Raw genomic sequence first — 10939 nt, forward strand, 5'->3', positions numbered from 1 at the left:
ATTAAAATAACAATTGTATATACTATTTTTTTGTTAGTCGAAGTGGATCCTCGTTCCGCTACATGCAGAAGAGAAGCCAATTTTGAGGCAGAAATGAGAGGATCCGCTTAATTAGAAAACCAGATTCTCATACTATCAAAAATGAGTCCTTCAACGATTGAGCGAATGTATGCTATTTATTATATGATTTCAAATGTTATCAGAATCTTCCTCTCCCAAAACCAAAACTGAATGAGTTACAATTCCAGCTGCGGTAAAATGCTAGTCTTCACAATAATCTTAGCTATGGGAAGCACTACTACCTCTCTAATCAAGTAAATTCTTCAGTCGAGGCAGAATATGCAGACTCTTCTAAAATAATAATCAATTTTCTTAATGCAAAGGTATTCTGCCGAAGCTGAAGCTTTCCATGTTTTGCTAGAAACAACTCATGTGCGAAAAGCATTTCACTGTGTCGCATATATACAAGCAATAAACCTTTAGAAAACAGATACTATCTACGAGCGTCTCTTACCAATATATTTTGCAATACTCTGCAAGGTTTGTTTAGCCCTGTGATTTGGAATTGTTTCTAATTCTTTTAATGCCTTTCTTAAATAATGATCACTTATCTTATAAGATTCTGTTATAGCATTTGTTTTCTTTAAATCAGTCAATAAGTTTGCCATTTGTCTTTCAGAAACCTGCTCGGGGTCTTTAAATGTATCTCTTACTGAACCGTTAAATTCTTTGTCTTTCATTGCAATTAAGACAGGTAATGTGAGATTTCCCTGCAACAGATCATTTCCAGCCGGTTTGCCAAGTTCATTTTCAGAAGCAGTGAAGTCAAGAATATCGTCAATAATCTGGTAAGACATCCCTATGTAATATCCATATCGGTATAATTTCTCGGCGTTCTCTTCAGATACATCAGTAGCAATTGCTCCTAACTTACAGCTTGTGGCAATTAATAAGGCTGTCTTGCGCTTAATCCTGCGTAGATAACTCCGTAAGTTCTGATCCCAATTATATTTGTCTTTAATTTGTTGTATTTCGCCAGCAGCCACTTGTACCATTGTTTTAGAAAGAACACGATGTGCCGTTGGCTTCGAGAGTGCTGTTATGTTTTCCAGCGCTCGTGCAAGTATGTAATCACCTGTATACATTGCAACACGATTTCCATATAGTTGTTTGATTGTAGGTTTACCTCTTCGTAATTCTGCATCGTCTATTACATCATCATGGACCAATGATGCCATATGTATTAATTCAAGCGATACCGCAACCGTTTTGATCCGATCGATATTAAAATTTCCAAGCTGTCCACATAACAACACAAAAACAGGGCGAATCCGTTTCCCCCCTGCCTGCAGTAACTGTGTAGAAGCCTCACGTAATACATCGTGATCTGCTTGAATAGCGTTACTTAAAGCATACTCTATAATATCCAGTTCTTTGTTTAAATACCCGTAAGTTTTAGATAGTTTCATGCATGTCACCTTTTACTTTAAGTTCCGAACTAAAGTCGATTATTTATTGTTCTTTTGTTGCCATATGCATTGCAGCTACACCACCTGTAAAGCTTTTCACTTGTACACGTGAAAAACCTGCCGATTGAAACATCTGTTTCAGCTCTTTCTTATCAGGAAAGTCTTTTGCTGATTCATGTAACCATGCATATTCTTTATAACTTTTAGCAAACATTCTACCTAATAATGGCATAATAAAGCGAAAGTAAAAATAGTAACCTTGACGAAATCCAACCATTGTTGGCTGTGAAGTCTCTAGGCAAACTACTTTTCCATTTGGCTTAACAACCCGATACATTTCTTTTAATACAGTCATATAATCTGGAACATTCCGCAACCCGAAACCAATTGTGACATAATCAAATGAATTATCCTCGTATGGCAGTTCCATTGCATTTCCTTGTACAAAAGAAAGCTGGCTATAGTCTAATGCTTTATTTTTTTCTTCTGCGACAGATAACATATTGTGGCTGAAATCTAGCCCGATCACTTCACCTGTTCTGCCACTTGCTTCAGCAAGCGCGATAGACCAATCTCCAGTTCCACAACATACATCAAGTGCGACTGAACCTTTTTCAACATTCATCCGCTGCATAACACTCTTTCTCCAAGCCTTGTGACGCTGAAAAGAAATTATTGAGTTCATGGAGTCATAATTATCATAGATTTTTTCAAATACGTGATGAACACGTTCTTCTTTTGATGGCTGATACATTTGCTACCCTTCTTCCACAATTGTTCTGTTTGCAATTGGAAATTCATTTAAAGTCTCTTGAATATGTGTTTTTACTGCTGTAAGGTGCTCTGGAAAGTGAGTTAGCTGGTTCCTCACCAAACCTATTTCATTGTTAATATGTTTCTCTGCGGCATGTATTGTAATTTTATTAGTCGAAGAAGTTTGATTATACCAAATAGAAAACAGCGTGGAAGTGCTTGTATGCAGCATACTTTTTCTTTCTTCATCAAGCTTTCTAGTCAATAGCCATCTAGCCGTAATTCCGCTAATCGTTTTTTCACCCACAAATTCAGCAACATGTGTATATAATAGTGTTTCTATTTTTTTTACGATCGTAACAAATGTATCGAAGGATTCTATATGTCTATAATATAATTGCATTTTATACTCGTTAATTTCTTTGATTGCAGTAGCAAGGATATGAACCATTTCTACATCTTCCATTTCTGCTAGAAGTAAATAGTATAATCCGCTATAGTAATCCCCAGCCAATACTGATAGTTGCTTTGTAACTTTATCTGTATTGGATTGCTCTGAATCATTTGTTTTGGGAACCAAATCATGTGTATCCAGTGCCATTTGTACTAGCATTGTTGATACGATATAATTCTTTTTTTTATCATCTGATAAATTTGTATTATCTAATATTGAAGTTAATATAAATAATTTATCTTCGTTCAAAATTGGGGATTTTACGTATTTTTCAATATATGAATGATGCATTTTTTCTTTTATTAATGTTTTTAAATTTCTCAGATCCATACTGGATGTCTGCAAAACAACCACCTGTTCCCTTTCAAGCGTTCCTTATTGATATTGTTATTATAGCATAATTTAAGCATGTTCCATAATTAAAAAGTTAAGTGAACAGAATAGAAAAGATTATAATTCGTAACTGTACATCGAAGTATGGCCGACGTTAGTTTCTGTGGTACAAACTTCGTTTAATTCATACGTCGAAATATTAGAAAACCTGGCTCATCGCCAAGCTTTAATGTAGATAATTATTAGTTGCATATGCACTAAGAAAGGATTCATACTTCTTTAAACAGACAAAGAAAAAAGGACACGTAGTTAACGTGCCCCTTTTCCGCCCTATGTAAGATACTATTTAACGCTTTCCTTTAGGGCTTTTCCTGGTTTGAATGCAGGAACTTTACTTGCAGGAATTTTGATCTCTTCCCCAGTTTGTGGGTTACGACCTTTACGTGCTGAGCGCTCACGTACTTCGAAATTCCCGAATCCAATCAATTGTACTTTTTCACCGTCTTTAAGTGAATCCATGACAGATTCAAAAACTGCATCTACAGCTTTAGTAGCATCCTTTTTGGAAAGCTCACTTTTTTCTGAAACTGCATTTACTAGGTCTGTTTTATTCATGACATTCACCTCCTCCCAAAATTCATTCGACATTGGTACAAAATTATTCTAATTCCATTTGTTACCAAGTTGTCATTTTTTATACCTATTGCCACCAAATTCATTGATGACAAGGCTTATACTAACCGAGATTGAAATAAATTTCAACAATAATCGCCTATTTTCTCAGTATTTATTTAATATTTAGCTATTTTTTCCTATTTTAGCCTCTAAAAATGGCTGTTATGGAAAAAAATTCCATGTTAATGTTCCATCGTGTTAAGACTCGGTTTAATAGGCTCTTCTAGATATATACGACATAGATAGAAAAGTTCCTGCAACTTTTAGAAAATAAAATAAAAAAAATAGCAACTAATTAAAGCTGCTATAAAATAATTGCTATTAAACCACCTGAACCTTCGTTTATTATACGTTCAAGTGTATCTTTTAATTTATATCTGGCATTTTCTGGCATTAGTGAAATTTTTGCCTGGATTCCCTCTCTTACAATTGAACTTAATGATCTGCCGAAAATGTCAGATTCCCAGATGGATAATGGGTCCTCCTCAAAGTCTTGCATCAAATACCTTACTAGTTCTTCACTTTGTTTTTCAGTTCCAATAATTGGTGCAAATTCTGACTCCACTTCAACTTTAATCATGTGTATCGAGGGAGCAACTGCTTTTAATCTGACTCCAAATCTTGATCCTTGGCGAATAATTTCTGGTTCTTCTAGTTCCATATCTTCCAAGGTTGGAGCTGCTATCCCATAACCAGTTTGTTTGACCATTTGCAAGGCACCAGAAACATTATCATATTCACGTTTTGCATGCGCAAAATCCTGCATTAGTTCAAGCAGATGGTCTTTCCCGCGAATTTCTTCTCCAACTATTTCTTTTAATACTTCATCATATAAGTAATCTGGTGCATGCAGATCAATTTCCGCAACTCCCTCTCCCATTTCCATACCTGCAAGGTTTGCCTTGTCAATATAATCGTAATCTGAGAAATCTCCAACTATATGATCAACATCTCTAAGCCTTCGAATATTTTTTACTGTTGCTTGAATTGCTTCCTGATAATTCTTTCTTAACCAGTGATCCTCATTTAGGACCATAACCCAGCTAGGCAGATTCACATTAACTTCAAGTACTGGAAATTCATAAAGCGATTCTCTTAGTACATTATAAACATCATGTTCAGTCATTGATTCAATGCTCATTGCCAACACTGGAATATCATACTGTTCCACCAGTTCCTGGCGAAGTAATTCTGTTTCCTGACTTGTTGGTCTAACGGAATTAACGACCATGATAAATGGTTTACCGACTTCTTTTAATTCTTCAACAACTTTCGCTTCTGATTCCTGATAATCCGCTCTTTCTATCTCTCCAATTGTTCCATCAGTTGTTACTACAACACCAATTGTTGAATGCTCCTGAATTACTTTTCGTGTACCAATCTCTGCAGCATCATGGAACGGTATTGGATCTTCGTACCATGGTGTATTAATCATTCTAGGGCCATTTTCATCTTCAAATCCCTTAGCGCCATTAACAGCATACCCAACACAATCCACTAACCTGACGTTTACATCAAGTCCCTCGTCCACATGTACCGATACAGCCTGATTCGGAATGAATTTAGGTTCTGTTGTCATAATCGTTTTTCCTGCTGCACTTTGCGGTAACTCATCGTGTGCTCTTCCTCGTTCACTTTCGTCTGCAATATTCGGTAAAACTACCAACTCCATAAAGCGCTTAATAAAAGTTGATTTCCCGGTCCGGACAGCACCTACAATTCCAAGATAAATATCTCCATTCGTCCGTTTCGAAATATCTTTAAAAATATCAACTCTCTCCAAACGATCCCCTCCCGATCTCCTGATCCATTAATAATAAACAAACTACGAATAATTGACATTACAATTCTATGATGTTGTCCTATCAAAATATGACTTAATTATGTTTAAAAGATAATTTTTGTTAAGTCATCAAAAGAGGTTTACAGAGAATACACAAAAAACCCCTTGCAACACAATATATGTAACAAGGGATTTATTATGATAGTTTATTTTTTTGTATTATTAAAAACTGGCTCACCTTTATGAATAGTATACGGTAATGAATAAGCAGGAACAAAGGGGCTATTATTTGCAAGTATATACCGAATATCTTCTCCTGATTTAAAATTGTGTTCATATTCCTTTAATGCATTCATTAAATCGATGCGATAATCCACATAAAGTTTTCCTTCTGTATCCATTACAATAGGCAGATTATTTTTTGAGTAAGGACTTTGAACATAAGGGTAATCTTTCAAATTTAATTTTTTATAATCTACTTTGAAAACCCCATCCGCAATCTCTTCTCCATATGGGGGATAAATATGTTCACTTCGGTAAATTTCCAGTTTTACACTTACTTCCCTAATCGCTTCAGTTATTCGTAAGTCAATTAGCTTCACACGCGGATTCTCCTCAGGAGTAATTAACACATATTGATAAATACCTCCGTTTTCAAATGCGTTTCCAGGTATTTCTGCTATATTGTTTTGTTCTTTTAGCATGCCAAAATCAATCAAATACTTTTGAAAGACTGGTGTATTGCTTGATTTGGTTTTTATCGGAACTAATCCGTTTGTTTCTTTCTGATACGTATCGACCGCTGACTGTATTTTTTCTAACTGAACTTCATTTGGTACTTGGTTTTTTGATAATTCATTATTTGGATAGAGACATCCAGTTAGAAAAATTATACTCAAAAATGTACCCAAAGCCACAATATATGTATGTTTCATGATAAGCCTCCTATCCTGTTGGACCACTAAATACGATATATAAAATGATTATTCCGCCGAGTATCAAAGACAGATACGCTAGAATAGAAACAATCCCCGCCAAAAGGCCTTTTAATTTATATCTGCTAAGTATTATAAGTCCGATAGCTAAAAGTAATAGTGCCATGCCACCAAATGATATATACATTTTAAGCATTGATATTGACATTGCTTTCACTCCTAATCTTAATATGCACAAGGTATTATAACATAAGGGTGTCTATAAGAGCATTATGTACACATTAAAAATCCGAGATGAAGGGGGCTATCTTCATCCCGGTCTGACTAAATAATACCCACAGCAACTCTATCCATGAATGCTTGTGCGATTCATTTTATGCGAGCATACGCACTAATGTATCCTCACTTGCCCAGATATGACTACTTTTTGAACATTTTATTTAAAGATTGCATATCCACTGGCATGTTACTACTGGTTATAGATTTAACAATCTGGTCTTCCTTTGCTTTAGATATTGGTTTATTGGCAATTCTGGACAATCGCCTTACTAGATCTCTTACAGTTTTTTCGTCTGAAAAGTCTGCATTCTTTACAGAATTTGCGACTTTATAAATTTCATCAGGATTTACATCTGACTTTTGTTGTATTTTATCAAAAAGATTGTCTTGAAAATTACTCACATGCTCGCCTCCTTGCATAGTTAATTCACCATATTGTATGCAAGGAGAACGATTACGTGTTATTTTGAATAGTTTGTACGGAGTAACGTTGCAAGGTCGTCCATTTCTTCTTTTTTGCTTCGATTCATTAACTGCTCAACTACATTTCTTGGATTCATGTCATCAAACAAAATTTGATATATTCCGTTCGTAATCGGCATTTCAATTTGCTGTTTCTCAGCAAACTGATTTGCTGCCTTTGTTGTTCTGACACCTTCAACGACCATACCCATTTCATCTAATACTGCTTCCAGTTTCTGTCCTTTCCCTAACAGGTTTCCAGCGCGCCAGTTTCTACTGTGAACACTTGTACATGTAACGATAAGGTCACCTACGCCAGGCAGTCCGAGAAAAGTCAATGGATTAGCACCAAGCGATGCACCTAATCGTGTTATTTCTGCTAGCCCCCTTGTAATTAGGGCTGCTTTGGCATTATCACCATAACCTAATCCATCTGAAATCCCAGCTCCAAGCGCAATAATATTTTTTAAAGCACCACCAAGTTCTATCCCTACTATATCCGGACTCGTATAAACACGGAATGAATCATTAAAGAACAAATCCTGAGCTAATTCAGCATTTTGGATATCCTTTGATGATACAGTCACAGTTGTTGGCTGTCTTTTACCTACCTCTTCTGCATGACTTGGTCCAGATAAAACAACAATATCTTCCTGAGTATATTGACTCATTTCCTCACCAATTAACTCAGAAACCCGTTTAAGTGATTCTGGTTCAATACCTTTGGAGGCATGAATTATAGTAACTTTGTGTTTTAATATTGTATCTAACTGCCTGCAAACATCACGAATGGCTTTGGTAGGAACCACCAAAATAATAGCAGTCACATCATCAACTGCTTTTTCCAAATTGTGAAATGCGATCAGTTGTTCAGGGATTGTTATATCTAAGTAATTTTCATTCTTGTGTGTTGAGTTAATTACATCGGCTTGTTCTTTTCGATGTGTCCATAATCGAACATCATGTCCATTATCAGCTAATACAATGCCTAATGCTGTTCCCCAGCTGCCAGCACCTAATACCGCTACTTTACCCAATTGCAATACCTCCCTATTGACGACTTCGTGCGAATATTTTTATTGGAGTTCCAACAAAACCAAAGGCATCCCTAATTTTATTTTCCAAAAATCTTTCATATGAAAAGTGCATTAACTCAGGATTATTAACAAATACAACAAAACTTGGTGGTTTAACAGCTACTTGTGTTGCGTATAATACCTTTAAGCGTTTCCCCTTTACTGTCGGGGTTGGATTCATTGCTATTGCATCCATAATTACGTCATTCAAAACATTAGTTTGGATTCGCTTCGCATGATTTTCGCTTGCAACTTTTATTGCTGGAATTAACGTGTGCAAGCGTTTCTTAGTTTTAGCAGAAAGAAATACAATCGGAGCATAATCCAAGAATAGAAAATGCGAACGTACTTTGGTTTCGAATTCTTTCATCGTTTTTTCATTTGTTTCAACTGTATCCCATTTGTTTACAACAAGTATAACAGCACGTCCTGCCTCATGTGCATAACCAGCTATTTTCTTATCCTGTTCCCTTATTCCTGTTTCGGCATCAATTAAAACCAGAACTACATCAGACCGCTCTATCGCTTTTAATGCACGTAAAACACTATACTTCTCTGTTGTCTCATAAACCTTTCCACGTTTACGCATTCCAGCGGTATCAATTATGACATAATCCTGATCATCTCTTTGCAGATGCGTGTCAGTAGCTTCTCTTGTAGTCCCTTCTATTTCACTTACTATGACTCGTTCTTCATTCAGCATAGAATTAACTAAAGAAGATTTTCCAACATTTGGTCTTCCGATTAAACTAAAGTAGATGGTATCTTCTTTCACATCTTCATCACTTTTTTCTGGAAAATAACCTACAACTGCATCCAATAAATCGCCTAATCCAAGTCCATGAGACCCTGAAATAGGGTATGGCTCACCAAAACCTAAGGAATAGTATTCGTATATTTCTTCACGCATTTCCGGGTTGTCCATTTTATTAACAGCAACTACAACAGGTTTGTTAGATTTGAATAGCATTTTAGCAACTTCTTCATCAGCACCCGTTATACCCTCACGACCATTTAATAAAAATATGATTACGTCAGCCTCGTCAATAGCAACTTCTGCTTGCTGGCGCATTTGGACAAGCAGCGGCTCATCGCCGATCTCTATACCACCCGTATCGATCACGTTAAATGTTGACGTTAGCCATTCAGCTTGGGCATATATCCGGTCCCTGGTTACCCCTGGTATATCCTCCACTATAGATATTCTTTCTCCTACCAGTCTATTGAAAATAGTCGATTTACCTACGTTTGGCCTTCCTACAATTGCAACAACAGATTTCCTCATGAAAGGAACATCCTTTCTTTAATATCTCTAAGTATTTACATTAATTAATTACTCCATTAACTTTCCTAATTCTAGCAAAAGAAAGTCATATTCACAATGATTATCAAGCTCGCTGCTTTATTGAACGTTTGGTTGTTGAAAAAAAGAATATATAAATTTTACGATTCAATTTTAAAAATAAACTATTACAAAGTAAAAGCATTGCAACGATCAGCACACAATCAAAGAAAGCCATATCCCCTACCGTACTCTGAATGGAATAATTAGCCATAATCATACTATATACCATTTCACCACATGCAATACCAAATAAACCAGCTCCAAGTCTGTTTAAAAGACCGTTTGTTAATAACATAATCAATATCAACAGGATGGAAGAAGTTGTTATAAGCTGAGGGAAGAAAAGCCTTAAAGGGGTAACATTAACCCAAATTAGAATAGCAATATATCCAATGCTTACAATAAATGAAATTATTGAATGATATATCAATTGTGGGAGTTTCACATGTAAAAAAAGTGCTCCCCCAAGGAAAATAATAAAGCTAACAGAAATGTTGTAAAAATCTATAGAAAGCTCCAAGTTGGAAAACGAGATTAACAAAAGAATCCAACATGCCAAAAACATCCTTTGTTTATCCTTTTTCATAAAAAACGTAACTATAATCCATAAGACCCAACAAAACCAGTAAAAAATAAGTCCATCACCCATACATAATCACCTACTATAATTAGTATTATGGCAATTATTTTTTACTTTTAAACAAATGCTGTATGTTCTTAATAATCTTTTATAAATGCTAATTTTTAAAGATTGTTGCTTTTTTCAAACAATGGATTTTAACAAGTAGTTGATATAAAATGTGAGACTTAAAAAGGAAGCCCGATTGTGTCAGATAGTAAGATCATTGATCTCGCAATTAGGATATACTCGCGCAACTAGGGCTCTTCACAAGTCTACGACGCATAGAACGTGCTAGTGCAAACATTGACACAAAGCGTGGGTTCTACCATGAAGTGGAAGCGTTCCATCTGAAAGGATTATATAATAAGGGAATGAAGTGTTACCACTCGGAATGAGGGTCCGTCAAACAGTCGAAGCGGATCCTCATTCCGCGAGCGTCCGAGCAAGGGCGTACAATTTGGCAGGTGATACTCCTGCTTGGTAAGACTTCAGCCAAGTCGTCAATACCGAGTCTTGGGCTACCTGCAGAGATGCAGGGTGCTAAGCGTAGACAGGGAGGTTAATAGGCCTGAAAGTGATAGAGCCTCGAAATGGGATACATCGGGAAGGTTGACGGTGTGCGGAAACTGGAAAACAACATTCCATGTAGCGTGAAAATGGCGAGCTAGGTGGAACTTCCCCGGGGTCAGTGAGCCAGGCATGTTAACAGTAGATTGTGCGGCAACTCGGGAGACCCTGTTAGCTCTTTTGTGG

Annotated in this window: 12 protein-coding genes; all 12 read right to left on the bottom strand. The window is 36.2% G+C overall.

Going from position 1 to position 10939, the window contains the following annotated elements; all coding sequences use genetic code 11:
• Positions 1-310 precede the first annotated feature (310 nt).
• Positions 311-460 carry a hypothetical protein gene (locus tag ACE1TG_RS14745; RefSeq protein WP_375053168.1) on the bottom strand — a complete coding sequence of 50 codons (150 nt, stop codon included), beginning with the start codon at positions 458-460 and terminating at the stop codon, positions 311-313.
• Positions 461-497: 37 nt separating this feature from the next.
• Positions 498-1469 carry a heptaprenyl diphosphate synthase component II gene (gene hepT / locus ACE1TG_RS14750; protein WP_375053169.1) on the bottom strand — a complete coding sequence of 324 codons (972 nt, stop codon included), beginning with the start codon at positions 1467-1469 and terminating at the stop codon, positions 498-500.
• Between the two features lie 43 nt (positions 1470-1512).
• The gene (locus tag ACE1TG_RS14755) at positions 1513-2223 is read right to left on the bottom strand and encodes a demethylmenaquinone methyltransferase (protein ID WP_375053170.1); all 711 of its coding nucleotides are present in this window, start codon (positions 2221-2223) and stop codon (positions 1513-1515) included.
• Between the two features lie 3 nt (positions 2224-2226).
• Positions 2227-3006, bottom strand: coding sequence for a heptaprenyl diphosphate synthase component 1 (locus ACE1TG_RS14760; protein ID WP_375053171.1), 780 nt, complete (start codon positions 3004-3006; stop codon positions 2227-2229).
• Between the two features lie 345 nt (positions 3007-3351).
• On the bottom strand, positions 3352-3624 hold the full coding sequence (locus ACE1TG_RS14765; protein WP_092492704.1) for an HU family DNA-binding protein: 273 nt from the start codon (positions 3622-3624) through the stop codon (positions 3352-3354).
• Positions 3625-3988: 364 nt separating this feature from the next.
• Entirely contained in the window at positions 3989-5467 is a 1479-nt protein-coding gene (gene spoIVA / locus ACE1TG_RS14770) for a stage IV sporulation protein A (protein ID WP_375053172.1), read from the bottom strand.
• Positions 5468-5673: 206 nt separating this feature from the next.
• On the bottom strand, positions 5674-6402 hold the full coding sequence (locus ACE1TG_RS14775) for a hypothetical protein (protein WP_375053173.1): 729 nt from the start codon (positions 6400-6402) through the stop codon (positions 5674-5676).
• 10 nt (positions 6403-6412) lie between these two features.
• Positions 6413-6610, bottom strand: a complete 198-nt coding sequence (locus tag ACE1TG_RS14780) for a DUF2768 family protein (RefSeq protein ID WP_375053174.1) — start codon at positions 6608-6610, stop codon at positions 6413-6415.
• Between the two features lie 212 nt (positions 6611-6822).
• The gene (locus tag ACE1TG_RS14785; protein ID WP_375053175.1) at positions 6823-7083 is read right to left on the bottom strand and encodes a stage VI sporulation protein F; all 261 of its coding nucleotides are present in this window, start codon (positions 7081-7083) and stop codon (positions 6823-6825) included.
• 59 nt (positions 7084-7142) lie between these two features.
• The gene (locus tag ACE1TG_RS14790; RefSeq protein WP_375053176.1) at positions 7143-8180 is read right to left on the bottom strand and encodes an NAD(P)H-dependent glycerol-3-phosphate dehydrogenase; all 1038 of its coding nucleotides are present in this window, start codon (positions 8178-8180) and stop codon (positions 7143-7145) included.
• A gap of 13 nt (positions 8181-8193) precedes the next feature.
• Entirely contained in the window at positions 8194-9504 is a 1311-nt protein-coding gene (gene der, locus ACE1TG_RS14795; protein WP_375053177.1) for a ribosome biogenesis GTPase Der, read from the bottom strand.
• A 103-nt stretch (positions 9505-9607) separates the two neighbouring features.
• The gene (locus ACE1TG_RS19725) at positions 9608-10213 is read right to left on the bottom strand and encodes a YphA family membrane protein (protein WP_483887891.1); all 606 of its coding nucleotides are present in this window, start codon (positions 10211-10213) and stop codon (positions 9608-9610) included.
• Positions 10214-10939 lie beyond the last annotated feature (726 nt).

It is taken from the genome of Virgibacillus sp. JSM 102003 (assembly GCF_041949995.1).
Lineage (GTDB): Bacteria > Bacillota > Bacilli > Bacillales > Amphibacillaceae > Lentibacillus.

Excerpts from the sequence above, each read along its gene's own strand:
- ACE1TG_RS14780 (WP_375053174.1), bottom strand. The coding sequence starts at position 6,610 with ATGTCAATATCAATGCTTAAAATGTATATATCATTTGGTGGCATGGCA.
- ACE1TG_RS14765 (WP_092492704.1), bottom strand. The coding sequence starts at position 3,624 with ATGAATAAAACAGACCTAGTAAATGCAGTTTCAGAAAAAAGTGAGCTT.
- ACE1TG_RS14760 (WP_375053171.1), bottom strand. The coding sequence starts at position 3,006 with ATGGATCTGAGAAATTTAAAAACATTAATAAAAGAAAAAATGCATCAT.
- ACE1TG_RS14775 (WP_375053173.1), bottom strand. The coding sequence starts at position 6,402 with ATGAAACATACATATATTGTGGCTTTGGGTACATTTTTGAGTATAATT.
- der (WP_375053177.1), bottom strand. The coding sequence starts at position 9,504 with ATGAGGAAATCTGTTGTTGCAATTGTAGGAAGGCCAAACGTAGGTAAA.
- ACE1TG_RS14755 (WP_375053170.1), bottom strand. The coding sequence starts at position 2,223 with ATGTATCAGCCATCAAAAGAAGAACGTGTTCATCACGTATTTGAAAAA.
- ACE1TG_RS19725 (WP_483887891.1), bottom strand. The coding sequence starts at position 10,213 with ATGGGTGATGGACTTATTTTTTACTGGTTTTGTTGGGTCTTATGGATT.
- ACE1TG_RS14745 (WP_375053168.1), bottom strand. The coding sequence starts at position 460 with ATGCGACACAGTGAAATGCTTTTCGCACATGAGTTGTTTCTAGCAAAA.
- hepT (WP_375053169.1), bottom strand. The coding sequence starts at position 1,469 with ATGAAACTATCTAAAACTTACGGGTATTTAAACAAAGAACTGGATATT.